The organism is Streptomyces sp. 549 (assembly GCF_030124175.1).
GTDB lineage: Bacteria > Actinomycetota > Actinomycetes > Streptomycetales > Streptomycetaceae > Streptomyces.
Window position 1 is genome coordinate 52,835 of sequence record NZ_JASKMT010000006.1, and the last position, 20,715, is coordinate 73,549.

The following is a 20,715-nucleotide window of genomic DNA, read 5'->3' on the forward strand; positions in this document are numbered from 1 at the left end:
GTCAATCTCCCTGCTCCGGGGTGGTGATGAGGGCGGCGCGGATGCGTACGACGGTTTCCATCTGCATGGCGGCGCGCTGCGTGTCGGGCTCGGTGCGCATCTCGGTGTCGATGGCGTCGGCCAGGGCCCTGACGGCGGTGAGTTGCGTCACCAGTGCGTCCCGCTGCTCCTTGATCGCGTTCTCGTACTCGCGGCCCCGGGCCTCGGCGCGCTCCAGGCGGGCGTACAGCGCGTCGAGGGCGTCGTCGGTGACGGTGTCGGCGGTGAGGCGCTGCGTGCCCGCCTCAGGGCCTGAGGCACCCCCCGTCCCTCGCTCGCCACGCGGATTGGGGGTTGAGGCCGTCACAGGGCCGCCCAGGGCCCTTCCCGGGGCCGGATCGCCATGGTGCCTAGGTGTAGTCATCGGGATGCCGTCCCTTCGGTCACGGTTCGCGGGGGTTCGACACCGAGCTGGACCGCCGCCAGCGCGACGGCCTCCCGGATCGACATGCCGTCCTCCGACGCGGCGCGCAGGGCGAGCGCCCTCACGTGGAGGTCTTCGGCGAGGGCCTGCTGCTCCGGGGTGAGCGCGCCTCGGCCGGTGCGGCGGTGCGCGGCGGTCGGGCGACTCGGCCCCCAGTCACTCTCGGCCGGTGCGGTGGTGGGCTCGGTCATCGCGTCGGCTCCTCGGTGGCGCGGCAGGTCAGGTTGAAGTCGCGGGCGGCAGCAACGAGCAGGGCGTGCAGCCGCTTCGTCGCGTCGAACGCGTCGCCGCCGGGCGGGGCCCAGTCGTCGAGGACGTCGGCGATCTCGTGGGCGGGGATCTCGAGGTGGATGCGCTCCTCGCCGGGGCGCCGGTTGGTGTAGATCCGCTCGGGCATGGGGTGTCTCCGGGGTCGGGGCCCGGCCACACGCGGTGGCCGGGCCGTGGGGGCTACAGGTAGGCGGGGAGTGCGGGGATGGTGTCGACGCGGCGGCCACGCAGCCGCTGCGGGACGGTGGGGTGTCGGGGTTCGGGGTCGGCCCGGTACAGCCACGCCAGGTCGGCAGCCGACGGGGACGGCAGGGTCTCGGCCACGGGGAGGGCGAGTTGCCCGCCGCCCGGGACCGGCCGCAGCCCGTGCGCCCCGCCGAGCGGATCACCGAGGCGACGCCGCCGGCGGCACACCGGGCCGTACCCGTCCGGCGACACGCGGGTGAGCGGGCGGTGGCAGTCACGACAGCGGGTCACGCCGCGGCCTCCGGGGCGAGCTGCACCGCGGCCTGCTCCCCGAGGAAGCGGGTGTACGCGGGCGGGATGGCCTCCGTCAGTTCCTCGTGCACGTCCGTCCAGTCGATACCCAGCGCCTGCTGCATCTCGGGGACGGTGGCCTTGCCGCCGCCCTTGCCGTAGACCGCGACGTACTCGCCCTCGCGGTAGACGCCGTGCCGCCAGCCACGCACGTAGCCGCGGTGCGGTGTGTGCGGCGGCGCCATCGGCAGCCAGCCATGCACCTCGAACCGGCGGTGCCGCAGGAGCGGCAGGCCGAACATCGTGCCGCACAGCTCCACGTCGCGCCGGCAGCCGGTCGTCTCGATCACCCACGGCTGGCCCGTGCCCAGCATCGCGGCCCGACCCGCAGGCAGCAGGTCCGGATACGTGTCCCGCAGGTGCCGGTTGGTGCCCGCGGTGATCGCCGCGCGGTGCTGGCACGGCCAGGAGGCGTGGATGAGGTCGAACTCGTGCCCGTGCTCGGTCACGTAGGCGACCGCGTCGGCCTGGACGGACTCGAACGGGTACCGCGGGCGGGGCACCAGGTCGACGCCGACGACGTCCCAGCCCGCGGCCCAGTAGCCCGCGCCCGCGCCACCGGAGCAGCAGCACAGGTCCAGCAGCCGCAGCCCGTTCGGGACACGGTCCGCGGCGAGGCGGTCGAGGAGCGCGGTCACTGGCCGGCCCCCGTCGTGTCCGCGTCCGGCCCGGAACCGAGTACGGCGCGGGCCACGGCGAGGGGCAGGTGGCCGTACTCCTCGGCGTGGTCGTGGTTGTCGTAGCCGGAGAGGATCACGGCGGAGTGCTCCAGCCAGGTGGCGAGTGCGAGGCCGACTCCGGGGTGCATGGCGGCGATGTACGCGGCGTGCTCGGGGGTCTCGGCGTCGGCGACGTACTGGATCGGCGGGTCCTGCGGCTCGTCGAAGGCGCGGTACTCGCCCTGCGTGACGATGCAGGGGCAGTTCTGCATGGTGTCGGTGTCGCTGCACTCCTCGACGTGCCAGGGGCGGTCTCCCCAGTGGTCGGCGGGGACAGCGCCGGCGAGTGTGCGGAGTCGTGCGGCTGCGTCTCGGAGGGTGTCGGCGGGGCTGTGGTCCATGCGGGTGTCTCCGTTGTCTGCGGTGCGGGTTGCTGTGGGAGGCTGGGGTCGGGCCCCTCCCGGTAGCTGCGGGAGGGGCCCGTTGTGCGCGGTCACTCGGCGTGGAGCGCGGCCTTCAGGGCCGCGACCTTCCCGCCGAGGCTGATCTCCTGGGCGGCGGTCATGGCGTTCCGCGTCCAGTCGGCGAGCGGCGCGACCTTCCCGGCCGCCGTGGTCGCGGCGTCGCTGGTGTGGTAGGTCGCCAGGACACGGCCGTCGTGGTGGGCGAGGACCCAGGGGCCGGTGGGGGGCGGGGTGGTGTCGGCGGGGATCTTGTAGACGTGCAGTCCGGGGGTGGGCTCGGTGGCGGTCACGGTGGTCGGGCCGGTCGAGGTGTTGAAGGTGTGCTCGGTCATGTGGGTGCTCCTCGGGTGGTGTGGTCGGTCACGGGGTGGTGTGGGAGAGCTGGGCGGTGACGGCGTTCAGCAGCTCGTCGCTGGGCCGCCAGAGGCCGAGTGCGCCCTTCGCGGGCACCGGGTTCGGGAGGGCGGTCACGTCGGCCAGCTCCCAGTGGTAGGTGCGCTCGTTCCCCCAGGGGCCGCAGCAGGTGCCGTCGTCGGACCAGTGGCAGCCGGTGATGGTGGCGATGGCGACGACCGCGCTGTACACGTCGAGGTGCGGGCCGTACACCTGCGCGTCCCGGTCAAGCTGGGCTCCGGCGTGGATGAGGATGCGCGTCCCGTGGTGGGCGGCGGGCAGGCGCCACGACCGGTTCTCGACGCGCTTCGTCTGGTGGGCGATGGCTCCGGCCCAGGGCTGGCGGATGGTGAGTGCTCGCATGTGGGTGCTCCTCGGGGTGGGTGGGGTGGTCACGAGATAGGGAGGGTGGCGGCGGAGAGGCGGCGGGCGGCGGCTTCTGCGTACCGCTCGTCGGCTTCGATGCCGATGGCGTGGCGCCCGGTCTGGCGGGCCGCGTCCAACGTGCTGCCGCTGCCGGCGAACGGGTCGATGACGAGGCCGCCGGGCGGGCAGGCGTAGCGGATCAGCGGGTCGAGGATGCCGAGCGGCTTCTCCGTCGGATGCAGGCCGCCGCGGACCGACTGCGCCCGCAGGACAGACCGCATGAGGCGGGTGTCGTCGTCGTGGTACGCGACTGCCTTGACGCTTCCAGTGTGGGCCGCTCGATCGTCTCGTCGTATGCGCACGTGCTTGCTGGGTCCGGTGTAGGCGACCTTCGGGGTGTCGTGGTGTAGGGCCTTCCAGTCGCCGCGGTACCAGTGGGTGGCGATCTCGTGGACGCGCTTGAAGCGGTCTGCGGCGAACCCTGTGCCGTTCGCCTTTTCCCACACCACGTCCTGGCTGAGTCGCCAACCGGCTGCCTGGAGTTCGGTGGCGCGCTGGAGGAACATGCGCATGCTGCCGAAGCACCACATGCTGCGGGTGACGGTCGCGGCGAGGGTGGGCCAGCCGTCGGGCCAGCGGTCCCAGGCGAGGGACGTCTCGCCGTAGGGCGGGTCGACGACGAGGAGGTCGGCCTGCAGGGTGAGCGCGGGCAGGATGTCGCGCATGTCGCCGTGGTACAGGTACAGGCCTGCTTCCTCGTCCTTCCAGTAGGGCTCGGGCATCAGCGGGTCTCCTCGGTGGTGTGGTCGGTGACGCGGATGGCGGGTGATCGGGGCGGGGTCGGGTCGTTGCGGGTCCGCCAGGCGCGGAGGGCGCGGGCGGGCTGGGTGGACAGCAGTGCGGCGTAGAGCAGTGCCTCGCGCCGCCAGCCGCGGCCGATCCACCGGTCGGGGTGGATGCGGATCTGCCAGTCGGCCCAGTCGCCTAGGCGCGTCCAGGGCTGCCAACGGCCGAGCAGGTAGCCGACGGCGAGCGCGGCGAGCAGCAGGAACGTCGTCACGGGGTCTCCTCGGTGGCGCGGTTGGTGTGCGGCGGGATGGCGGACTGGTCCCACCAGGCGCCGGTCGTCTCGTCGATGTGGCGCCAGCCGGGGTGGGAGCCGGTGGGGAGGGTGCAGGTCCACTCGGTGAGCTGGTCGCCGCACGGGGTGGGCGTGTGGGTGATCAGGTCGGCGAGTTCCCGCCCGTAGGCGGCGAGGTCGTGCAGACCCTCGGCTTCGCGGAGGCCAGCGTCGGTGCGCAGGTCGTTGGCCGCAGCGTGCCGGGCCGCGACACCCTCGGCGCCGGGCCCGTGCTGGCGGGCGGCGGCGGTGAGCCAGTCCGGCCACTCGTCGCCGTGGCGGTAGTCGCGGCTGACGGGCAGGTCGGTGAGGGTGTCGTCCTCGCGGCGCCAGTCGCCGTGGATGGTGGTGGCGGTGTGGCCGTTCTGGTCGGTGGCGAGGTTGATCCGGCGGGGGCTGATGTGGCCGGGGCCGTACCGGTTGGGCACGTCGGGTGCGCCGATGACGGTCAGCTCGACGGTGGTGGCGGTGACGGTGAACTCGGGCTGGGACTGGTCGCTCACGGGGTGGTCTCCTGTCGGCTGGGGTGGGTGGTGGTGCGGTCGACACCGCGGGCGGTGGTGCACCGCGCCCCGGCGGGGTCGTAGCGGTCGAGGGCCTGCTCGGCTTCGGCGGCGAGGCGGAGCCAGCGGGCGGCGCGGACGGTTCCGCGGCAGGTGCCGGCCGCCACGTAGAGGGCTTCGATGAGGCGGTCGGCGGCGAGGGTGTCGGGTAGGTCGATGCGGATCACGCGGCGCTCCTCGGGATCAGGCGGCGTTGAGGCGGGGTTGGGGCGGGAGGATGCGGCCGGGCACGATGCGCCACGTGCAGGTCCAGGTGGTGCCGCAGCATCGGTAGGCGGCGGTGAGTAGCCCGCCGGTGGCGATGCCGGAGCCGGGCCGTGCGGGGCGGAGGCAGTGGTCGCAGGTGTCGGCGTAGAACCGGTTTCCGTCGGTCATCACGCGACTCCCCGAATGGCGGCGCTGGGGGTCCAGGACGGCGGGGCGATGGAGGCGAGCCGGCCGAAGTTGCCCTGGAACTGGAGGGTGACTTCGCGGCCCTGCTTGCCGTTGCGGTTCTTGCCGACGATCAGGTCGACCTTCCCGGCACTCGGGCCGGTGTCGGAACCGTCGGCGGCCAACTCGCGGTGGAGGAGAAGGATCACCGAGGCGTCCTGCTCGATCTGCGAGGAGTCCTTGAAGTCGGAGATGAGCGGCTTGCGGCCGACCTGCCCGCGGTTGAACTGCGCCAGGGCGACCACCGGGACACCGAACTCGGCGGCGAGGAGCTTCAAGTCCCGGGAGATCTTCGCGACTTCCTGCGTGCGGGACTGTGCCCCGGATGTCGTCTCGGGGGTGATGAGCTGCATGTAGTCGACGATCACCATGCGGGGGGCGTTGCCCTGCGCGGCCATCCAGCGGACGCGTGCCCGGATCTTCCCGACGGACAGGCCGGGCGAGTCGTCGAGGATGAAGTTGTGGGCCTTGCGCATCACGTCGTCGACCTTGGCGATGCGCCGCCAGTCGTCCTGGGTCAGCTTCCGCCGGGTGAGGTGTTCGAGTTCGACGCCGGCTTCGGCGGCGGTGAGGCGGGCGATGAGCTCCTTGCGGGTCATCTCCATGGAGGCGACGAGGACGGGCAGGTTGCGGTGGAGGGCGATGTGCGCGCCGAGGTTCATGCCGAGGAGGGACTTGCCTCCGCCGGTTGAGGCGCCGACGACGGTGAGCTCCTTGGGCTTGAAGGCGACGATCTCGTTGAGGTCGTGCCATGGGGAGTCGAGGGCGTCGGGGTCGTCGCCGCTGTCGAGCTCGTCGACGAAGGACTCCCAGTTGTCGGCGACGGAGAGCCGGTCGTCGGTGCCGCCGGTGGCGTCGGCGGTGAGTTCCTGGGCTTCGGCGAGGAGCTGTTCGAGGACGTCTTCGGGGTTGGCTTCGGCGAAGCGGGCCTGCCCGGAGGCGCGGGTGGCGATCTCGGCGATGCGTCGCAGCCGGTGCTGGGTGCGGACGATTTCGGCGTACCAGGCGGCGTTGCTGGCGGTGGGGATGGATTGGGCGAGGGTGTGGAGGTAGCCCTGGCCGCCGATGCGGTCGAGGTCTCCGTGGGTGCGGAGGTGTGCGGCGACGGTGATGGGGTCGGGGCGGGTTCCGGGGCGTCCGTGGAGGTTGAGGATGGCGCGGTACACGGTGTGGTGGCGGGGCTCGTAGAAGGCTGCGCCGTCTCCGAGGACGGCTTCGGCGTGGTTGATGGCAGCGGAGTGGAGGAGCATGCCGCCGAGGACGGCGCGTTCGGCTTCGGTGTCGTGCGGCATGCGGGTGTCGATGGCGGTGGTGCCGTCGCCGTGGTCGTCGTTCATGCGGTGGCTCCCTGGGTGTCTGGGTGGCATTCGGGACATGGGGTGAGGGCGCGTAGGCCGCCTCGTTCGATGGCGCGGTAGCGGCTCTCGGGGTCGCAGTCGAGGTGTCCGCAGTGCGGGGGCTTCTCGTCGCGTCGCGGGCCGGGCAACGGCGGCGGAGTGGAGAAGGCCGGCGGGAGTCCGCGCCATCCGCCGCGGAGGAAGAACGTGGCGTACATCGGTGGCTGCTTCGCGCGGGCCTTGGCGGCGCGGGCGAAGTCGACCATGGCGGGGATGCCGCACTTGCGGATGAGGTGAGCGGTCTCGATCCAGTCCTCGGACTTCATGCCCCAGCTGACGGTGATGCCAGCTTCGGTCATCGCGGCCATGAGTTGGTGGCAGAGAGCTCCGGCGTCGGACTGGCCGTCGGGCCTGCTTGCTTTATTGGGTATGGGAGAGGTGCCCCGGTTTTCGGGGCGCAACGGGTCAAAATTCGGGGCACAAACTTCGGCTTGTGCCCCGAATTCCGGGGCGCTACCGGAACCCTCTTGCGCCCTGAGAACCGGGGCACTACCGGACTCTTGCGCCCCGGAATCCGGGGCACTGGAAGAGGCGGTTCGGACGTAGTCGACGGCCTTCGGAAGCCGGTAGAGGGGGCTCCGACGCCCCTTGGCCGGCTCCGCAATCTCCAGCTCGCCGAGCTCCAGCGCCTTCTTCACAGCCGCTTCCGCGGTGCCCTTCGAGGCGGAGTTCAGGGCGACGCGTGAGATCTCCCGCTGGCCGATGCGCACCTCGCACGCGGCGGTGCGCACCTGGTCGGCGACGTAGAGCAGCACCAACCTGGCGTTCCCCTTCGACTGGCTGTGCTTCCACACCCAGTCCATGGCGTCGAGGGTCACTCGGGTCCTTCTTCCATTCGTGCTGATCAGGGCAGGGGTGTGGTTGTGATCTGGGCTAGGGGACCCCTGACGTCACTTGCCCATCATAGCTAAGAAAGCGAAGTTGCGTTGTTGTGTCGTGTAGCAAATCCGCTACGCTGTCGACATGAGCACCCGCACCGAGCACCGCGCGAAGATCGCCGAGGCGCGCAACGTCCTGGGCGAAGTGATCGCGCGCGCGCGCTTCGCCGGGGAGCCGACCGTCCTGATCAACCGAGGCAAGGAAGCCGCGGCGATCGTCGGGCACGACTTCTACGTGCAGGCGCAGGAGGACCGGCGCACCGTCGAGGCGCTGCACCGACTGCTGGCCGAGATGCCGAACCGCAAGCGCGCGGAGGAACTGCACGACGACCTCGCACGCGTCCGGGACGAACTCGCCGCCGCCGACTCCTGATCGCATCGCCTGTCCTTCCTGGCCCCGCACCGTGTGTGCGGGGCCGACTGCTGTCACTGGCCCTGGTTGGCCCGGCGGACACCTGTGGCCCTAATGCCGCGGTACGCCTTGTGCTCGGTGGACGGGGACGGCTTGCGGTAGCCGTGTCGGGCGAGCCGCGCGTAGACGGTGCTGTGCCGGACCCCGAGGATCTTGGCGAGCCGGTAGACGGTGACGCCTTGCTCGACGAGGACGGCCAGCGCCTCGGTGAAGTCCCGGCTGACCTGGCGCTTCGGGTCGTCGAGGGGGGTGTGTCCGCCGACGGTCTTGGCGATGGCTTGCATGGCACGGAGTTCGGCGGCGACTTCGGGTGTGACCGCGTCGATGCTTGTCGGGGTGTCGTCCTCGCGGGCCATCAGGTGTCCTCTCGTTGTGGGCAGGTGGCCCGGTGGGTGGTGATGCGGTGGGTGAGTGCGGGGATGCCGTCCCCGGCGGCGGCGTCCGTGTGGCCGCACCGGCAGCGGTAGTCGGCCGTCGGCGGCCGGGCCTGCATACGGATGTGCAGACCCGGCAGGGACGCGGGCGGCCAGCGGGTCACGGCGGCACCTGGCGGATCACGCCGCCTCCTCGTACTGCCGCCGCTGCCCGGGGCTGCGGTGGCCCGCGAGGATCTGCCGGACGTACGCCTCTGTCCGGTCGACCCGGGTCGCGATCTCGTGCGTGGACACCCCGCACGCCATGAGGTGGTTGATCTCGGCGGCGAGCCAGGCCCGGCCCTTGTCTCGGACCTCGGCCGTGCGCGGGTCGAAGTCGGGGTCGTCCAGGTGCCCGTAGTCCTCCCACCACGTCGGGTCCGGCCAGCCCGCGCGGCGGGCGTCGTTACTGGCCCGGCTCGCTGTCCGAGACGGGGTCGCAGTGGTGTGGGCGAGACGGGTGTACGTAGCCGCGATGGTGTCGGCGGTGGCCGCGGCGAGCGTTTCGACCCCGGCCGTGATCCGCTTGATGGTGGTCGGGTCGAGGCCGGTTTCGATGGCGAGCCGAGCCCTGCTGTAGCCGACCGCAGTGAGAGCGCGGAGGCGACGGGTACTCCCGATCGCGGGGACGCTGCGGCCTGGCGCGGCGCAGTCCCCGGGCTGGAGGGCGAGAATTGCCGCGGCGGTTGAGCGGTGAAGTCGCCGGTAGCGGCCCCGGCGTAGGCGTCGGAGGGTGCATCCGCCGAGCCCGGTCGCGGCTTCGAGCTGGTTCCAGCCGGCGCCTGCGGTGATGAGTCGTTGGAGGTGTTCGCGGACGGGTTCGGCGGGCACGGTGAGGGCGCGGCCGGTTTCGGCGAGGTGGCGGCGGCGCTTGGCGTAGGCGTTCTCGGCGCGGCGGCAGGGCGGGCAGGAGCAGCCTCTGACTCCGGAGCCGGGGCGGCCCTTAGCGCGGGCGGTGGTGCCGTGGTCGGGCAGGGGCTTCACCAGCCGTCTCCCTTCTTGATGGCGGGCGGGGTGTTGCCGATGTGCCAGAGGCCGCAGGCGTGGCAGGTGTAGGCGCGGAGAGCGACGCCGGGGTAGAGGCGGCGGGCGACGGAGCGCGCCGTGCGGCGGTTGGCGTACCGCTGCTTGCCTGTGGTGGGGCAGGTGCTGATCTGGAGCGAGGAGGGCCGGGCCTGGGCCGGCTTGCGGTGGTGCTTCATCGGGGCACCTCGGCGGCGAGGTCGTGGGCGATGGTGTCTTCGCTGTAGCCGAGGAGGTTGGCGATGGCGGCGATGGTGTGGCCGAGGGCGTGGAGTCGGCGGGCGGCCCATCGGCGTTCCGGAATGCTGATGTCGACGAGTTCGCCGTTGAGGCGGCGTTCTACGGCGACGACGTCGATGGTGTTGCCGTCGTGCTGGACGGTCGTGAACGGGGCGAGCCGGCCGCTCATCGGGGGACTCCCGGCTTGTGGGTGCCGCAGCGGCAGGTCTCGAAGGTGCCCTTGCAGGTCGGGCAGGGCCGCTCAGCGAGGCGTGCGGCGCGTCGGTCGGAGAGGGGTACGCCGACGAGGACCATGAGGAGTGCGGCGGCCCCGCATGCGGCGGCGATGATTCCGGCGTCGGTCATCGGCGCTCACCCCTGTCGCGGCGGACCGCCTCAGCGAGCCGGTCGAACGCTTCGGCCTCGGCTTCGGTGAGGGAGCCGTCCGCGGGGACGGGCAGGGCCTCCGCGGCGTCCAGGGCGCGGGACCAGCGGCGCAGCGCCCGGTGCTGCCGCCAGAGGAGGCGGGCAGCCCACACGCCGAGCAGCACCATCGCGGCGGCGAGGATGCCGTGGGCGACGAGGGCGACGAGTAGCAGCCGGTCGATGAACTCGAAGACGTTCATGCGGCGCCTCCGAGGGCGTCTCGGAGGGGGCGGACGTTGATGCCGGTGGGGTGGGTGGGCTGGTCGTCGGGGTCGACGTCGCGCACCCCGGCGGGCACGGTCACGGCGCGGGCGTTGTCGAGCGCGGCGCGGAGCCGCTGCACGTCGGCCTCCAGCCGGTCGGCGCGGGCCGCAGCCTCGGCGAGCTGGTTGGCGCGGGCGTTGGCCCGGTCCCGGGCGGTGTTCGCCTCAGCGAGGCGGGCCGTCAGGGCGTCGAGCGCGGTGCGGGTGCAGGCCAGGTCGGCGGCGGCCTCAGCGACGGCGGCACGCGCCTCAGCGGCGTCCTGGGCCGCCTCCTGGGCGCGCCGGTCGGCTATGGCCGCGGCACTGTGCCGGGCGCGGTAGCGGGCAAGCATCGGAGTCTCCGATCGGTACGGTGGGTGGGGCCGCCCCCGCTCGAATCGGGGGCGGCCCGTGGGCGTCATCAGGTGGTGAGGACGGCGGCCGGGTGGACGGCGGGGAACTCGTCCCACGTCCGGCCGTCCAGGACCCGGCCAGCGCGGCCCTTGCCAGCGCGGAGCATGATCTGGCCGTCCACGTCTCCGGGCCCGGCGAACAGCAGCCGGGTGGACGCGCGCGCCCGATCGGGCACGTCCGGGCCGTAGCTCGAAGGGGCGGCCACCCACTCCCCGTGCTGCTTAAACAGGTAGGGCACGCCCGCCTGCTGGCACTGGTCACGCAGGGAGCGCGCCCAGTCCGGGTGCATGGGACGGGCGCGGTGGCCGGACTCCCCGCCGACGATCACCCAGTGCAGCGCCCCCCAAGCGGGGCCCGGCGTAAGCCCGCACCCGGCCTCGTGCATGTAGTACGGCGGCCCGTAGCCGCCACAGGTGCAGTCCTTGGACTCCTCGAAGAACGGCAGCTTCACCGGGCCGAGGAGCGGTTCGCAGGACAGGAACCGGACGGCCGCCGGGGTGTCGAGCAGCGCGGGGATGCGGAGGTCTGCACGCTGCTGGTCCTCCACCGAGACGCCCATCCAGACGTTCGGCAGCGGCCACGGGGTGTCGTGGAAGACGCGCTTCTCGGCGTCGTCCGGTACACCCGGCACGCGGTCCGGGTTCGCCTTGGAAACGGCCCAGGCCATCGCTGAACGGAAGTGCATGCCGGGCCCATGGCTGTGCCCGCAGTCGCACCGGCCGCCGAGCAGCGACCGCATCCGCCCGTGCCGCTTCGTCAGCACCTGGTACGTGTGCTGCGGAGTGAGCGCCATCACGGCGAAGAGGCGGGCGATGTAGTCGCCGGGGATGTCCTTGTGGAACAGGTCCGACATGCTGTTGACGAAGATCCGGCGGGGCTTCTTCCAACGCAGCGGCAGGGTCAGCGCGTTCGGGCGGAGCGTCAGGTCGAAGCCGGTCTCGAAGTGATGACCGGCCACGCCACGGAACCGCTCGGCGAACGTCTCGGCGTAGCAGTTGTCGCACCCGGGGCTGACCTTCGTGCAGCCGGTAACGACGTTGAGGGTCTTGTCGGTCCACTCGATGGACGTCATGAGGTGTCTCCTGGTGGTTGTGCGCTGCCGGCCCGGGGTTTGGTGGCCGCCGGGCCGGCAGGCGATCAACGGGGAAAGCGGCTGCGCGCCGCGAAGTACAGGCACGCGGCGGCCAGACCGAGCGGCGTCGAGCAGATCGCCAGCAGCCACAGCACGGTGGTCACTCGCCCACCTCCAGCCAGTCCCGGTCCTCCCGGGCCTCGGGCACGAGGCGGGGCCTGCCGCAGGCGCGGCAGGTGGCCGTGCCGTCGCCGTGGTCGTCATGCCGGGTCAGCAGGCTGGGACAGGTCCCCGCGCAGGCGAGGAGCCGGCCGGACGTGTCAGCGTCGAACCGGGCCGTGCGGCGCCGGGGCTGGCCCGCCTCGGCGAGCGCCCGGTAGGCGAGCGTCGCCACCGCCACCGCCACGAACATCGCCCCGTACAGGGCGTAGCCCGTCACGACGCCACCGCCTCAGGCACCGGCACCAACGGCCACGCAGACTCGACAACCGCCTGCGGATCCCGCCGCCGGAAGTGCTCCTGTAGCGACGCCGCCTGATCCGCAGCCCAGAACACCTGCGCCGCATGCAACTCCGACAGGTCCATCGCGGCCAACTCCGGGTACAGGCTGGCCAGTCGCCACGCCACCCGGCACGCCGCCACCGCATCCGCATCCGCGGTGTGCGCCGCGCCCAGCGGCACCCGGTAGTGCTCGCACAGCGCCGTCAACGTCCGCTTCCCCGGCCGGAACTGGTCCACCCGCTTGTCCAGGACCAGCGGGTCGACCACGTGCAGCCGGTCCACACGCTCCGACAGCGGCGCCACGCCGTACCGGCGCGCCTCCCGGTCCAGCACCGTGAAGTCGTACCGCGCGTTCATCACGACGACCGGCAGATCATGTGCGGCGACCTGCACCAGCGCGGCCACGATCGACTCCACCACTTCACCCGCCGAAGCACCCTCCGCGCGGGCCCGCTCCGTCGTCACGCCGTGCACCGCCGACGCCTGCGCGGGGATGTCCTCCCCACCGACGTCCGACAGCCACGACGCCACCGCCGGGGGCTGTCCGCCGCCGACCTGCGGGACGCAGGCCGTGACGATCCGCGCCGTCTCCGGGTCTACGCCGGTCGTCTCGAAATCGAGACCCGCCATCCGGGCCAGGTGCCAGCTCACGAGGCACCACCCGCGAAGCCACGCTCGGTGCCGACCCGCAGAATCATCGGGACGATCGGCTCGTCGTCCCCAGACTCATTGGTGACGAGGCCGCCTTCCCTCTTCTGCTGCCTCAGCTCGTACACCATCTGGGCCATCCGGGCCTTGCTGGTGGCGGTGTCGAGCGCCTCGTCCCGGTAGTCCGTGAGGGGGCGCAGCGGGGCCTCGCCCCGCTCGACGTTCACGGAGTCGGGGTCGACATCCCCCGTCGGCACCAGACCGCCGAGGAACAGCAGAGAGCGCAGCGCGGTAGACAGCGCCTTGGCGGTGCCCTTGTCGGCGGAGTCCATCGACTCGCCCACGGACTGCACCTCGATGAAGTCCCCGGCCGGGCCGATGATCTTGTACGTGACGGAGACAGTGCACTCGCGGGAGTTCTTACCGGTGCTCGTCTTCACGTCCCTGTAGGCAGCCTCCGTGTGCACCGGCAGGACCAGCACCCCATGGAGTCGGCACGCCGGACCGAAAGCGTTCAGGGCCGCATCTACGCCCCTGAACTGGTAGCTGCCCGACGTGTTGGGCTTGCCGTACCAGCCGTCCTTGCTGACACCGCGCACCGTCCCCATGACGCGGGACCAGGCGACGTGGACGGGGACCTGTTCGGGCCCCTCAGGGCCGGGCTCGGGGATGCCCGGGTCCGAAAGGCGGGGCGCCGCAGACGGGGCCGAAGTCGGCGTGGCCGGCGTGGCCTCGGCGGTGTCGGTGCGGCCGGCGGCAGCCGCCGCGCGCTCAGCGAGAGTGGTCACCGCAGGTACTCCTTACGAATGGCAGCAGGGATGTTGAGACGGCGGGACTCCCGGTCCTCCACGCACGCGGCGTACGCGTCGGGGAACTCCTCGCGGAGCCGGGACCGGTCCACGTACTCGCGGGCCTCCGACTCGTAGGCGAACGCGACACGGTCCCGAATGAGGGCCTGCTCGGCGTCGCCCAGGTGAGCCAGCAGCCGGGCCTTCGCCGCGGTCTTCCGCTTCTTCGCGTCCGACTCGGCGGCAGCCGCCTGCACGTACTCGGTCAGGTGGTCGTGCGCTTCCAACTCGCGGTCGAGCACGACGTATCCGGCCCGGTTCGGGTGGAGCTGCTCGTACAGGTCGAGCAGCACGTCAGGGTCGGCGTCGTCGGCGAGAACCGGCGGAGTGCGGTCGGTGATCTGACGCCACGCCCGGTCGCCCGTCGCCCGCAGGTCGTTGATGAGCTGGGCGTGATCGGCCGGGCGGACGACGAACTGCCGGTAGTCGTTACCGCCGATCAGGCACGCGACGTGCATGTGGTCGTAGCCGCACACGTCCGCCTGCCACAGCGTCTGGGCAAGGACGTCGTCAGGAACGCCGGCCCGCCACGCGGGGGCCTTCATCTTGTCGCGGCACTTGATCTCCACCGCGCAGCGTTCCTGAGCGGTGGCCAGCGGGCATTCCAGGACGCGCCGGTCGAGGGTGCACATCTGCCACGGGCGGTCGACGTTGGCGACCAGCCCGACGCGGCGAACGACGGAGCGGTTGCGGCGGGCCCACTCGCGGGCGACGGTCTCCTCGTTGAGCCGCCCCCACAGGGCGGGCTCGGAGTCGTCGCCTTCGAGGGGAAGGCCGCCGGTCTTGTCGTGGTAGACGGACAGTGCGTTGCCGTAGCGGGAGATGCCGAGGATGGCGGCGACATCGGACGAACCGAGCCCTCGGCGGCGGGCGGTGAGCCAGGTGTCGCGGTCGGCGTCGGCGGGGAGGATGAGGCGGCCGGTCGGGGTGACCCGCCGCCCGGCGGCCGGGGCGGTGACCGCCCCGGCCTGCACGGACGTCGTCATCAGGCGTGCTCCTTGCGCAGGTAGTGGGTGGCCCCGTCGGACCGGCGACGAGCGATCAGGGCGCCACGGCGGGCCAGCACCCGCAGATCACGGCGCGCGGTCCGCCGGAACGGCACCGCCACCCCGCGATCCGCGTACAGGCGCCGCACACGGGCCGTCGTCCCCGGCCCCGACTCGGTGCGCACCGCCTCCGCGAGCACCTCCAGGCGGTCGCTCATGACGCCTTCCGCTCGGGCTGGGCCAGCGGGCCGACGGCCCGGGTGATGTGCTCTGCCAGGGCCATGGCCTCATCGGCGGTGCACGGGTACTGCGTCCCGTAGGAGAGGCGTTCGGTCAGCTCGGTGACGAGCTCGTCGCGGGCGTGGCCGGCGGGGCTGTCGTCGCACCCGGACGCGGTCTGCGTGCCGGCGGTGGTGGTGAGCCGGTCGATCTCCAGCAGGTCGTCGATCAGGGCCTGCGGGTCGGCGGCAGCCACCTCCGCGAGGTCCCGGATGGCCTGCTCCACGATGTCGGTGACGTCGATGGCGACGCGCCCGGGGCGGCGGTGGACACGGATCTGGGGATGCGTCATCGGGGGCCTCGCAGGTTGGTGAGCTGGGATGCGTGGGCGGCAGTCGTGTGGGCCAGGGCCATGGCGAGCGCGGCCAGGACGCCCGCCCCGTGCGCGAGGGCCCCGGTGACGGTGCGGTCCGTGCGGTCCAGCAGCACCCCCACCACCAGCCCCGCAGCGGCCAGCACACCGACAGCGAGGACGACGGCCAGCACGGTCTCCTCCGTCATCACCGGTCACCCGCCTCGGAGGCGGCGCTGCGGTGCTCGGGCGTGACCTCAGCGCAGTCCGGGCCGCCACACCCCGGGGCCTGGAATCGGCCGCAGACGCAGACGGTGCAGCCGACGTCGTTGCGGTGCCAGTTCAGGGTGTGATGGCAGGCGTCACAGGGGGTCGAGAGGTAGACGTCGGCGCGCTGCCGGGCGACGAGCTGCTGCACCGGCGACGGGGCCGTGTCCTCCGCGACGACCGGCTGCTCCACCTCGGTGGCGGCTGCCATGCGGTACAGCTCGTCGGCTGCGTGGCACATGCACAGGTCCAGGCCGCCGCTGGCGTCCGGACACCGCTCCTCGAAGGACCGTGCCGCCTCCCGGAGCACGTCGGTGCGGCGCGGGCGGGCGGCCAGCTCGGCACGCAGCGCGATCAGCTCCGACTCCTTGCGAGCAACCAGCAGGCCCAACCCCACGCCCCACTCGCGCAGCCGCTCCACCTCGGCGGCCATCGTCAGGGCGATCTCGTGCAACGCCCGCTCGGTGCCGCTGTCGTAGGTCGCGGTCCGCTCGCCGTACTGCGCGAGACGAATCGCGGCGGCCTTCGCCGTCATCGGCGTCTGCTCGGCGCTCATGCCGCCACCCCGATACCGGCCGCAGCCACACGCGCCGCGCTGCACGGGTCCATCACCGGCGGGTCCAACAGCTGGTGCCGCTGCTCAGCCAACCGCGCGTCCAACGACGCCACCGGCAGAGCCAACGTCAACGCCACCCGCACACCCCGCCACGACGACGACAACGTGTGCGTCCGAACCGTCCGACCATCCGCGTCCTCACGCGTCGCCGCAGCCGCCCGGATGCTCCCGCCCAGACGCTCCGCCCAGACATGCATCGGCTCGAACGACTCGGCGTGCAGGTGCCCCAACAGGTCACCCGACTCGGACAGGTGCCACGTCGCCGCCGGCGCCGGGAACATCGCGATCAACTCCGCCAGCGCGAACGCCCCGCTGGCCTGAGGCTGGAAGTGGGTAGGCTGATTCATGGCCTTACCTCTTTCTCTGGGAGTGGTGAGGTCTGGCCGCCCCGTTGCTTGCCGGCGAGGGGCGGCCATCTGTGTCTGGTCAGGCAGTGCGGCGAGACCCGCGTGCCGGAAGCGGCACGAGGTGGGCCATCGGGTGCTGACCGGGGGCCGGCGCCGCAGTGGCGGTGCCCGGCTCGTGGTGGTGCAGGAGCGTGATGCGCTCCAGGTCGGCGTCGGTGAACAGCACCTGACGGCCGAGCTTGATGTGGGGCAGGCGCTTGATGTGGCGGCGCAGCCAGCTCTCCTCGATGCGGAGCACCGCGGCGGCCTCGCGGTAGGTGTGGAGTCGCGTCACGACGCCACCGCCTCGGGGGCCACCGTTGCGGGGACACTGCGCCCCGTAGGGATGAACAGGATCAGGACATCCACGCCAATTCGTCGGGCGACGGCGTGGGCGGCTTCTCCGGGGAGGGTGTCTCGCACCCCGGTGAGGAGTTCGCCGATGACTCCGTGGGCTACGCCGGCGGTGGCCGCCAGCTCCCGGGTGTTGGTGGGTCGGCCGTTGCCGGTGCGCTTCATGACGGTGCGCAGCAGGTCACGGTCGACCAGCAGGTACGGAGGCAGCTCTTCGTCCACGTTTACCTCGGTGTTCAGAGTGTTTTTTCTGGTGAACGGTTCGAGCATGGCACACCCGTGAACGACTTGTCCATGACTTTGAACAACGTGTTTTTCTAGGTGAACAACGAGGCCATTGTTGCGTACATCTCAATGTGTGGATTCTGGTCACTGTCCCCGTGCAGGGTGGTCGCCGTGCCCGCTAGCGTGGACAATCTGTTCAGCGGGCGGAACTGACCAGCCGCCTGAACAGGGGAAACGCTCGAACAGAACCACCGGTCACATGAACACCCCCCGCCACGTGACACGGAGACCGAACGGATGACCACCACCATGGCCGAACAGACCGCACCCCCGAACACGGCCCTGTCCGACCTGATCGCCAGCCGCCGCCAGGAACAACGCCTCAGCCTGCGCACCGTCCAAGACCGGACGATCCACCCCGACACCGGCGAACCCGTCATCAAGTACGGGCGGCTGAACAAGCTGGAGAAGAACAGCCCCGGCATCACACCGCCCACCCTGGAAGAACTCGAAGCCCTCGCCGGCGCCCTCGCCCTCCCCCTCGGCCGCCTACAGGACGCCGCCGGCGCCCAGTTCCTCGGCATCGAGACCGTCTGGTCCGAGAGCGGCGAGATGCGCACCTGGGTGGAACTGGGCGAGCGGCTTTCGCCGACCCAGCGTGACGCGATCTTCCGACTGATGCGCGAGCAACTCCCGCCGCTGGACTAGGGCTACCGGGGGGCACCGCGTGCAGCTCTGGCCAGGGAAGTTACCGCGCGTAGTTCCCCCGTTAGAGTGGTGGTACATCACCGATCACAGGTGCATCATGAATGTTCCGCCGGGGGGCGTGAGGGAGCGCCACACAGGGCGCACCCTAACCACCGAATCGAACACACACGCGATTCGGTCGTAGAAACGTGCGGACGATGGGGGTTTGAATGCACCTGTACAACAACGCGGAGGCCCACTTCCACCTCAGCACCACCGACATCGACACCCGGCACGCCTGCCGCATCACCGAAAGCCCCGGCTGCGCCGACATCCTCCTCCACACAGACGCCGCCACACCCGCGCTCTGCGCCTCCCTCAACCGCTGGCACCACCGCATCCTCAGCCGCGGCCTCTGGGCCCAACGCTGGGACGGACCAGCCGGCCGACTCGACACCCCACCCCAGCACCGCCGCATCGCCACCGCCCGCTGGGCCACCGCCCCCGCCACCCTCACCGCCGGCGAAGCCTGCCGCCCCGTCGAGCGGCAGGCCGGGATCCTCTGGCTCATCCGCGACGGCGAAGCCACCGACGCCCTCATCGACCAGATGAACCGGCGCCTGGAACGCCTCGTCGGCGACGGCCTGTGGATCCAGCGATGGCACGGACGCCGCCGCACGCCTCAGCCCGCATCCACCACCCGCAGCCCCTGACGCACCTCCGGCGCCATCGCCGCCTCCACCGCCGCAGTGATCTCACCATCGAGCGCACTCACAAGGTGCCCGTACCGGTCCACCGTCGTCTGGATCGACTCGTGACCCAGCCGGGTCCGGATCGCCGGCAGCGGAATACGGGCAGCGATCAGCCACGCCACATGCGTGTGCCGCAGATCGTGGATCCGCGGTGCGCGAGGCAGGCCCTTCGCGACGGCCTCGCGCCCCGCCGGCTGCCACTTGCGGTGGTAGAAGTTGCTGTGCCGCCAGGCGTTGCCCCAGGCCGTGCGGAACACGAACGCCTCCGGGTGCTGGCCCTCCACCAGCCGGCGGGCCACGTCGACCTGAGAGGGCGACAGGGCCACCAGGCGCCGGGCCTTGCGCGTCTTCGGCGGGCCGAGGAAGAAGCTCTTGTCCGAGCCCTTCGGCGCCTTCTTCCAGGCCCGCTGGACGGACGCGGTCGGTGTCGACGAGGTCAGCTTGAGGTCCCGCACCTGGAGGGCTGACGCCTCGCCCCAGCGCATGCCCGTGCCCACGAGCCAGTCGGCGAGCAACCGCGCCCCGGGGTCGGTGATCTCGGCCGCGACGCGCGCGTACTCGTCGCGCTCCAGGAACACCATCTCCTCCACCGTGTGGTCGTCGGCGCGAGGCAGTCGGGTGCCGGTGCAGCAGTTCGTGGTGCGCAGCTGCGGGTCGGCCTCCACGGCGGCCTGCACGATGCACCACAGCAGCCCGTGCCGGTTCGCGATCGACTTGGGCGAGGCGGGCCGGCGCAGCCACGCCTTCGGGTCCTCCGGGTCGCGCTCGCCGTCCTCCTCCGCGCGGACCCAGTCGGTGATGTCGTCGGCCGTGATGTTGCCGATGGTCGGCTGGACGGTGCGGCCGGACCGGAGGGCGTGGCGGATGACGGTGAAGTGCTGGTCGACTTCGCGGGCGTAGTCGTCGCGGGTGCGGGGGTCGATGCCGGTGAGGCGGTTCACGTAGCGGTGGGCCCAGTCAAGGAGGGGGACGTCGTCCTCGCTGACGGGCTCCTCGACGAAGCCGCGGCCCTTGAGCCAGCCGTGCGGCCACTTCTGCCCGTGAGCATCGACGAGGCGCTTGAACGCCTTCGCGCTGTCCTCGTCCGCGAAGGGTTCGGACTCCGAGGTGCCGCCTCGTCCGCCTTGGATCCACCGGACCTGAAAGATCGCGGATCCGTCCTTACGTTCACGCTTCCTGATGGTCGCCATGACGGGACGGTAGCGCCGGTTGTGGCTCTCTGGTTAGGCCCGCGTTGGGCCGAAGAAGAAAGCAGGGCCTCCGTTCCCGGGTTTCCCCAGGTCGGAGGCCCTGCTTTTCAGGGTGAGTGACGGGACTTGAACCCGCGGCCACCTGGACCACAACCAGGTGCTCTACCAACTGAGCTACACCCACCATGACCGGCGTCGGAGTGTTCTCCGCACCGGCCGGATACGAGTGTACAGGTTTTGCGAGGGTGCTCGCGCACCCCTTTCCCGGGGGTGCCGGGAAGCGCCCGCGCGGGGTGCTGTGCCCGGTCAGGCAGTGGGTTCGGCGGGCAGGACGTGCTTGGCGGCGATGGCCTTCGCCGTGTCGGAGTCCGGGCCGGGCTGGGGCACGAAGACGGCCTCGCGGTAGTAGCGCATCTCGGCGATGGACTCGCGGATGTCGGCCAGCGCGCGGTGGTTGCCGCTCTTCTCGGGACTGTTGTAGTACGCCCGCGGGTACCAGCGCCGGGCGAGTTCCTTCACCGAGGACACGTCCACGATCCGGTAGTGCAGGTGCGCTTCCAGGGTGGGCATGTCGCGGAGCAGGAAGCCGCGGTCGGTGGAGACGGAGTTGCCGCAGAGCGGGGCCCGGCCGGGCTCGGGCACGTGCTCGCGGAGGTACTCCAGCACCTGCTTCTCGGCGTCGGCGAGCGTCGTGCCGCCGTCCAGCTCGTCGAGCAGGCCCGAGGCGGTGTGCATGTCGCGCACCACCTCGGGCATCTGCGCCAGCGCCTCGGCGGGCGGGCGGACGACGACGTCCACCCCCTCGCCGAGCACGTTCAGCTCCGAGTCCGTGACCAGGGCGGCCACCTCGATGAGCGCGTCGTCGGACAACGAGAGGCCGGTCATCTCGCAGTCGATCCACACCATGCGATCGTTCATGCG

40 protein-coding genes and 1 tRNA gene are annotated in these 20,715 nt (G+C 71.7%); 3 read left to right on the forward strand and 38 right to left on the reverse strand.

Annotated features, from left to right (window positions below):
* Position 1 precedes the first annotated feature (1 nt).
* The 15 genes from QNO07_RS09510 to QNO07_RS09580 all read right to left on the reverse strand — a co-directional run bounded on the left by QNO07_RS09510 (position 2) and on the right by QNO07_RS09580 (position 7,482).
* Positions 2 to 346 carry a hypothetical protein gene (locus QNO07_RS09510; RefSeq protein WP_283991288.1) on the reverse strand — a complete coding sequence of 115 codons (345 nt, stop codon included), beginning with the start codon at positions 344 to 346 and terminating at the stop codon, positions 2 to 4.
* 53 nt (positions 347 to 399) lie between these two features.
* The gene (locus QNO07_RS09515) at positions 400 to 654 is read right to left on the reverse strand and encodes a hypothetical protein (RefSeq protein ID WP_283991289.1); all 255 of its coding nucleotides are present in this window, start codon (positions 652 to 654) and stop codon (positions 400 to 402) included.
* Entirely contained in the window at positions 651 to 860 is a 210-nt protein-coding gene (locus tag QNO07_RS09520; protein ID WP_283991290.1) for a hypothetical protein, read from the reverse strand. The genes QNO07_RS09515 and QNO07_RS09520 overlap by 4 nt, the downstream gene beginning before the upstream one ends.
* 53 nt (positions 861 to 913) lie before the next feature.
* Positions 914 to 1,210 (reverse strand): hypothetical protein, encoded by a 297-nt coding sequence (locus tag QNO07_RS09525; protein ID WP_283991291.1) that lies wholly within the window; start codon positions 1,208 to 1,210, stop codon positions 914 to 916.
* On the reverse strand, positions 1,207 to 1,908 hold the full coding sequence (locus QNO07_RS09530) for a DNA methylase (RefSeq protein WP_283991292.1): 702 nt from the start codon (positions 1,906 to 1,908) through the stop codon (positions 1,207 to 1,209). Before QNO07_RS09530 ends, QNO07_RS09525 begins: the two co-directional genes overlap by 4 nt.
* Positions 1,905 to 2,330: a hypothetical protein gene (locus QNO07_RS09535; RefSeq protein ID WP_283991293.1), complete on the reverse strand. Its 426-nt coding sequence runs from the start codon at positions 2,328 to 2,330 to the stop codon at positions 1,905 to 1,907. Before QNO07_RS09535 ends, QNO07_RS09530 begins: the two co-directional genes overlap by 4 nt.
* Before the next feature lie 92 nt (positions 2,331 to 2,422).
* The gene (locus QNO07_RS09540; protein ID WP_283991294.1) at positions 2,423 to 2,725 is read right to left on the reverse strand and encodes a hypothetical protein; all 303 of its coding nucleotides are present in this window, start codon (positions 2,723 to 2,725) and stop codon (positions 2,423 to 2,425) included.
* Positions 2,726 to 2,753: 28 nt separating this feature from the next.
* Complete coding sequence (locus tag QNO07_RS09545) at positions 2,754 to 3,149, reverse strand: ASCH domain-containing protein (RefSeq protein WP_283991295.1); 396 nt, start codon at positions 3,147 to 3,149, stop codon at positions 2,754 to 2,756.
* 29 nt (positions 3,150 to 3,178) lie between these two features.
* Positions 3,179 to 3,934, reverse strand: coding sequence for a DNA-methyltransferase (locus QNO07_RS09550; protein ID WP_283991296.1), 756 nt, complete (start codon positions 3,932 to 3,934; stop codon positions 3,179 to 3,181).
* Entirely contained in the window at positions 3,934 to 4,212 is a 279-nt protein-coding gene (locus QNO07_RS09555) for a hypothetical protein (RefSeq protein WP_283991297.1), read from the reverse strand. The genes QNO07_RS09550 and QNO07_RS09555 overlap by 1 nt, the downstream gene beginning before the upstream one ends.
* The gene (locus QNO07_RS09560; RefSeq protein ID WP_283991298.1) at positions 4,209 to 4,775 is read right to left on the reverse strand and encodes a hypothetical protein; all 567 of its coding nucleotides are present in this window, start codon (positions 4,773 to 4,775) and stop codon (positions 4,209 to 4,211) included. Before QNO07_RS09560 ends, QNO07_RS09555 begins: the two co-directional genes overlap by 4 nt.
* Positions 4,772 to 5,002 carry a hypothetical protein gene (locus tag QNO07_RS09565; protein WP_283991299.1) on the reverse strand — a complete coding sequence of 77 codons (231 nt, stop codon included), beginning with the start codon at positions 5,000 to 5,002 and terminating at the stop codon, positions 4,772 to 4,774. Before QNO07_RS09565 ends, QNO07_RS09560 begins: the two co-directional genes overlap by 4 nt.
* A gap of 16 nt (positions 5,003 to 5,018) precedes the next feature.
* A complete protein-coding gene (locus QNO07_RS09570) occupies positions 5,019 to 5,210 on the reverse strand; it encodes a hypothetical protein (protein WP_283991300.1) in 192 nt (63 codons plus the stop codon).
* Positions 5,210 to 6,604: a replicative DNA helicase gene (locus QNO07_RS09575; protein ID WP_283991301.1), complete on the reverse strand. Its 1,395-nt coding sequence runs from the start codon at positions 6,602 to 6,604 to the stop codon at positions 5,210 to 5,212. The genes QNO07_RS09570 and QNO07_RS09575 overlap by 1 nt, the downstream gene beginning before the upstream one ends.
* Positions 6,601 to 7,482 (reverse strand): hypothetical protein, encoded by an 882-nt coding sequence (locus QNO07_RS09580; protein WP_283991302.1) that lies wholly within the window; start codon positions 7,480 to 7,482, stop codon positions 6,601 to 6,603. Before QNO07_RS09580 ends, QNO07_RS09575 begins: the two co-directional genes overlap by 4 nt.
* Before the next feature lie 145 nt (positions 7,483 to 7,627).
* Here QNO07_RS09580 and QNO07_RS09585 point away from each other — a divergent pair, with 145 nt between their 5' ends.
* On the forward strand, positions 7,628 to 7,915 hold the full coding sequence (locus tag QNO07_RS09585) for a type II toxin-antitoxin system prevent-host-death family antitoxin (protein WP_283991303.1): 288 nt from the start codon (positions 7,628 to 7,630) through the stop codon (positions 7,913 to 7,915).
* Between the two features lie 53 nt (positions 7,916 to 7,968).
* On the opposite strand, the gene QNO07_RS09590 is transcribed toward QNO07_RS09585, so the two are convergent.
* From QNO07_RS09590 to QNO07_RS09685, 20 genes are all read right to left on the reverse strand, one after another.
* A complete protein-coding gene (locus QNO07_RS09590) occupies positions 7,969 to 8,310 on the reverse strand; it encodes a helix-turn-helix domain-containing protein (RefSeq protein WP_283991304.1) in 342 nt (113 codons plus the stop codon).
* Complete coding sequence (locus QNO07_RS09595) at positions 8,310 to 8,492, reverse strand: hypothetical protein (RefSeq protein WP_283991305.1); 183 nt, start codon at positions 8,490 to 8,492, stop codon at positions 8,310 to 8,312. The genes QNO07_RS09590 and QNO07_RS09595 overlap by 1 nt, the downstream gene beginning before the upstream one ends.
* A gap of 16 nt (positions 8,493 to 8,508) precedes the next feature.
* Positions 8,509 to 9,351: a hypothetical protein gene (locus tag QNO07_RS09600; protein ID WP_283991306.1), complete on the reverse strand. Its 843-nt coding sequence runs from the start codon at positions 9,349 to 9,351 to the stop codon at positions 8,509 to 8,511.
* Entirely contained in the window at positions 9,348 to 9,569 is a 222-nt protein-coding gene (locus tag QNO07_RS09605; protein ID WP_283991307.1) for a hypothetical protein, read from the reverse strand. The genes QNO07_RS09600 and QNO07_RS09605 overlap by 4 nt, the downstream gene beginning before the upstream one ends.
* Positions 9,566 to 9,799 carry a hypothetical protein gene (locus tag QNO07_RS09610; RefSeq protein WP_283991308.1) on the reverse strand — a complete coding sequence of 78 codons (234 nt, stop codon included), beginning with the start codon at positions 9,797 to 9,799 and terminating at the stop codon, positions 9,566 to 9,568. Before QNO07_RS09610 ends, QNO07_RS09605 begins: the two co-directional genes overlap by 4 nt.
* On the reverse strand, positions 9,796 to 9,975 hold the full coding sequence (locus QNO07_RS09615; protein WP_283991309.1) for a hypothetical protein: 180 nt from the start codon (positions 9,973 to 9,975) through the stop codon (positions 9,796 to 9,798). Before QNO07_RS09615 ends, QNO07_RS09610 begins: the two co-directional genes overlap by 4 nt.
* Entirely contained in the window at positions 9,972 to 10,235 is a 264-nt protein-coding gene (locus QNO07_RS09620; protein WP_283991310.1) for a hypothetical protein, read from the reverse strand. Before QNO07_RS09620 ends, QNO07_RS09615 begins: the two co-directional genes overlap by 4 nt.
* The gene (locus QNO07_RS09625) at positions 10,232 to 10,630 is read right to left on the reverse strand and encodes a hypothetical protein (RefSeq protein ID WP_283991311.1); all 399 of its coding nucleotides are present in this window, start codon (positions 10,628 to 10,630) and stop codon (positions 10,232 to 10,234) included. Before QNO07_RS09625 ends, QNO07_RS09620 begins: the two co-directional genes overlap by 4 nt.
* Positions 10,631 to 10,698: 68 nt before the next feature.
* Positions 10,699 to 11,763: a DUF5131 family protein gene (locus tag QNO07_RS09630; RefSeq protein WP_283991312.1), complete on the reverse strand. Its 1,065-nt coding sequence runs from the start codon at positions 11,761 to 11,763 to the stop codon at positions 10,699 to 10,701.
* Positions 11,764 to 11,923: 160 nt separating this feature from the next.
* Positions 11,924 to 12,202 carry a hypothetical protein gene (locus QNO07_RS09635; RefSeq protein WP_283991313.1) on the reverse strand — a complete coding sequence of 93 codons (279 nt, stop codon included), beginning with the start codon at positions 12,200 to 12,202 and terminating at the stop codon, positions 11,924 to 11,926.
* Positions 12,199 to 12,915: an exonuclease domain-containing protein gene (locus QNO07_RS09640; RefSeq protein WP_283991314.1), complete on the reverse strand. Its 717-nt coding sequence runs from the start codon at positions 12,913 to 12,915 to the stop codon at positions 12,199 to 12,201. Before QNO07_RS09640 ends, QNO07_RS09635 begins: the two co-directional genes overlap by 4 nt.
* Positions 12,912 to 13,700 carry an ERF family protein gene (locus tag QNO07_RS09645; RefSeq protein WP_283991315.1) on the reverse strand — a complete coding sequence of 263 codons (789 nt, stop codon included), beginning with the start codon at positions 13,698 to 13,700 and terminating at the stop codon, positions 12,912 to 12,914. Before QNO07_RS09645 ends, QNO07_RS09640 begins: the two co-directional genes overlap by 4 nt.
* The gene (locus tag QNO07_RS09650; protein WP_283991316.1) at positions 13,697 to 14,746 is read right to left on the reverse strand and encodes a YqaJ viral recombinase family nuclease; all 1,050 of its coding nucleotides are present in this window, start codon (positions 14,744 to 14,746) and stop codon (positions 13,697 to 13,699) included. Before QNO07_RS09650 ends, QNO07_RS09645 begins: the two co-directional genes overlap by 4 nt.
* Positions 14,746 to 14,964 (reverse strand): hypothetical protein, encoded by a 219-nt coding sequence (locus QNO07_RS09655; RefSeq protein ID WP_283991317.1) that lies wholly within the window; start codon positions 14,962 to 14,964, stop codon positions 14,746 to 14,748. Before QNO07_RS09655 ends, QNO07_RS09650 begins: the two co-directional genes overlap by 1 nt.
* Positions 14,961 to 15,317 (reverse strand): hypothetical protein, encoded by a 357-nt coding sequence (locus tag QNO07_RS09660; RefSeq protein ID WP_283991318.1) that lies wholly within the window; start codon positions 15,315 to 15,317, stop codon positions 14,961 to 14,963. The genes QNO07_RS09655 and QNO07_RS09660 overlap by 4 nt, the downstream gene beginning before the upstream one ends.
* Positions 15,314 to 15,526 carry a hypothetical protein gene (locus QNO07_RS09665; RefSeq protein ID WP_283991319.1) on the reverse strand — a complete coding sequence of 71 codons (213 nt, stop codon included), beginning with the start codon at positions 15,524 to 15,526 and terminating at the stop codon, positions 15,314 to 15,316. Before QNO07_RS09665 ends, QNO07_RS09660 begins: the two co-directional genes overlap by 4 nt.
* On the reverse strand, positions 15,526 to 16,140 hold the full coding sequence (locus QNO07_RS09670) for a hypothetical protein (RefSeq protein WP_283991320.1): 615 nt from the start codon (positions 16,138 to 16,140) through the stop codon (positions 15,526 to 15,528). Before QNO07_RS09670 ends, QNO07_RS09665 begins: the two co-directional genes overlap by 1 nt.
* Positions 16,137 to 16,547: a hypothetical protein gene (locus QNO07_RS09675; RefSeq protein WP_283991321.1), complete on the reverse strand. Its 411-nt coding sequence runs from the start codon at positions 16,545 to 16,547 to the stop codon at positions 16,137 to 16,139. Before QNO07_RS09675 ends, QNO07_RS09670 begins: the two co-directional genes overlap by 4 nt.
* 79 nt (positions 16,548 to 16,626) lie before the next feature.
* Complete coding sequence (locus tag QNO07_RS09680; RefSeq protein ID WP_283991322.1) at positions 16,627 to 16,881, reverse strand: helix-turn-helix domain-containing protein; 255 nt, start codon at positions 16,879 to 16,881, stop codon at positions 16,627 to 16,629.
* Positions 16,878 to 17,210 (reverse strand): XRE family transcriptional regulator, encoded by a 333-nt coding sequence (locus QNO07_RS09685; protein ID WP_283991323.1) that lies wholly within the window; start codon positions 17,208 to 17,210, stop codon positions 16,878 to 16,880. The genes QNO07_RS09680 and QNO07_RS09685 overlap by 4 nt, the downstream gene beginning before the upstream one ends.
* 252 nt (positions 17,211 to 17,462) lie before the next feature.
* Between QNO07_RS09685 and QNO07_RS09690 the strand changes: the two genes are divergently transcribed.
* Positions 17,463 to 17,873 (forward strand): hypothetical protein, encoded by a 411-nt coding sequence (locus tag QNO07_RS09690; protein ID WP_283991324.1) that lies wholly within the window; start codon positions 17,463 to 17,465, stop codon positions 17,871 to 17,873.
* Between the two features lie 209 nt (positions 17,874 to 18,082).
* Positions 18,083 to 18,565 carry a hypothetical protein gene (locus QNO07_RS09695; RefSeq protein WP_283991325.1) on the forward strand — a complete coding sequence of 161 codons (483 nt, stop codon included), beginning with the start codon at positions 18,083 to 18,085 and terminating at the stop codon, positions 18,563 to 18,565.
* Here the strand turns inward: QNO07_RS09695 and QNO07_RS09700 are convergent.
* The 3 genes from QNO07_RS09700 to orn form a co-directional block, all read right to left on the reverse strand.
* Positions 18,535 to 19,794: a tyrosine-type recombinase/integrase gene (locus tag QNO07_RS09700; protein WP_283991326.1), complete on the reverse strand. Its 1,260-nt coding sequence runs from the start codon at positions 19,792 to 19,794 to the stop codon at positions 18,535 to 18,537. The two genes, QNO07_RS09695 and QNO07_RS09700, sit on opposite strands and share 31 nt — an antisense overlap.
* A gap of 111 nt (positions 19,795 to 19,905) precedes the next feature.
* Positions 19,906 to 19,978, reverse strand: a tRNA-His gene (locus QNO07_RS09705).
* Between the two features lie 122 nt (positions 19,979 to 20,100).
* Complete coding sequence (orn, locus tag QNO07_RS09710) at positions 20,101 to 20,712, reverse strand: oligoribonuclease (protein ID WP_283991327.1); 612 nt, start codon at positions 20,710 to 20,712, stop codon at positions 20,101 to 20,103.
* Between the last annotated feature and the right edge of the window lie 3 nt (positions 20,713 to 20,715).

Bases quoted from the DNA above. Each gene is read 5' to 3' on its own strand.
- QNO07_RS09515 (WP_283991289.1), bottom strand. From the start codon at position 654: ATGACCGAGCCCACCACCGCACCGGCCGAGAGTGACTGGGGGCCGAGT.
- QNO07_RS09520 (WP_283991290.1), bottom strand. From the start codon at position 860: ATGCCCGAGCGGATCTACACCAACCGGCGCCCCGGCGAGGAGCGCATC.
- QNO07_RS09535 (WP_283991293.1), bottom strand. From the start codon at position 2,330: ATGGACCACAGCCCCGCCGACACCCTCCGAGACGCAGCCGCACGACTC.
- QNO07_RS09540 (WP_283991294.1), bottom strand. From the start codon at position 2,725: ATGACCGAGCACACCTTCAACACCTCGACCGGCCCGACCACCGTGACC.
- QNO07_RS09545 (WP_283991295.1), bottom strand. From the start codon at position 3,149: ATGCGAGCACTCACCATCCGCCAGCCCTGGGCCGGAGCCATCGCCCAC.
- QNO07_RS09550 (WP_283991296.1), bottom strand. From the start codon at position 3,934: ATGCCCGAGCCCTACTGGAAGGACGAGGAAGCAGGCCTGTACCTGTAC.
- QNO07_RS09570 (WP_283991300.1), bottom strand. From the start codon at position 5,210: ATGACCGACGGAAACCGGTTCTACGCCGACACCTGCGACCACTGCCTC.
- QNO07_RS09575 (WP_283991301.1), bottom strand. From the start codon at position 6,604: ATGAACGACGACCACGGCGACGGCACCACCGCCATCGACACCCGCATG.
- QNO07_RS09585 (WP_283991303.1), top strand. From the start codon at position 7,628: ATGAGCACCCGCACCGAGCACCGCGCGAAGATCGCCGAGGCGCGCAAC.
- QNO07_RS09590 (WP_283991304.1), bottom strand. From the start codon at position 8,310: ATGGCCCGCGAGGACGACACCCCGACAAGCATCGACGCGGTCACACCC.
- QNO07_RS09605 (WP_283991307.1), bottom strand. From the start codon at position 9,569: ATGAAGCACCACCGCAAGCCGGCCCAGGCCCGGCCCTCCTCGCTCCAG.
- QNO07_RS09610 (WP_283991308.1), bottom strand. From the start codon at position 9,799: ATGAGCGGCCGGCTCGCCCCGTTCACGACCGTCCAGCACGACGGCAAC.
- QNO07_RS09615 (WP_283991309.1), bottom strand. From the start codon at position 9,975: ATGACCGACGCCGGAATCATCGCCGCCGCATGCGGGGCCGCCGCACTC.
- QNO07_RS09620 (WP_283991310.1), bottom strand. From the start codon at position 10,235: ATGAACGTCTTCGAGTTCATCGACCGGCTGCTACTCGTCGCCCTCGTC.
- QNO07_RS09625 (WP_283991311.1), bottom strand. From the start codon at position 10,630: ATGCTTGCCCGCTACCGCGCCCGGCACAGTGCCGCGGCCATAGCCGAC.
- QNO07_RS09630 (WP_283991312.1), bottom strand. From the start codon at position 11,763: ATGACGTCCATCGAGTGGACCGACAAGACCCTCAACGTCGTTACCGGC.
- QNO07_RS09650 (WP_283991316.1), bottom strand. From the start codon at position 14,746: ATGACGACGTCCGTGCAGGCCGGGGCGGTCACCGCCCCGGCCGCCGGG.
- QNO07_RS09655 (WP_283991317.1), bottom strand. From the start codon at position 14,964: ATGAGCGACCGCCTGGAGGTGCTCGCGGAGGCGGTGCGCACCGAGTCG.
- QNO07_RS09660 (WP_283991318.1), bottom strand. From the start codon at position 15,317: ATGACGCATCCCCAGATCCGTGTCCACCGCCGCCCCGGGCGCGTCGCC.
- QNO07_RS09665 (WP_283991319.1), bottom strand. From the start codon at position 15,526: ATGACGGAGGAGACCGTGCTGGCCGTCGTCCTCGCTGTCGGTGTGCTG.
- QNO07_RS09670 (WP_283991320.1), bottom strand. From the start codon at position 16,140: ATGAGCGCCGAGCAGACGCCGATGACGGCGAAGGCCGCCGCGATTCGT.
- QNO07_RS09675 (WP_283991321.1), bottom strand. From the start codon at position 16,547: ATGAATCAGCCTACCCACTTCCAGCCTCAGGCCAGCGGGGCGTTCGCG.
- QNO07_RS09685 (WP_283991323.1), bottom strand. From the start codon at position 17,210: ATGCTCGAACCGTTCACCAGAAAAAACACTCTGAACACCGAGGTAAAC.
- QNO07_RS09690 (WP_283991324.1), top strand. From the start codon at position 17,463: ATGACCACCACCATGGCCGAACAGACCGCACCCCCGAACACGGCCCTG.
- QNO07_RS09695 (WP_283991325.1), top strand. From the start codon at position 18,083: ATGCACCTGTACAACAACGCGGAGGCCCACTTCCACCTCAGCACCACC.
- QNO07_RS09700 (WP_283991326.1), bottom strand. From the start codon at position 19,794: ATGGCGACCATCAGGAAGCGTGAACGTAAGGACGGATCCGCGATCTTT.
- orn (WP_283991327.1), bottom strand. From the start codon at position 20,712: ATGAACGATCGCATGGTGTGGATCGACTGCGAGATGACCGGCCTCTCG.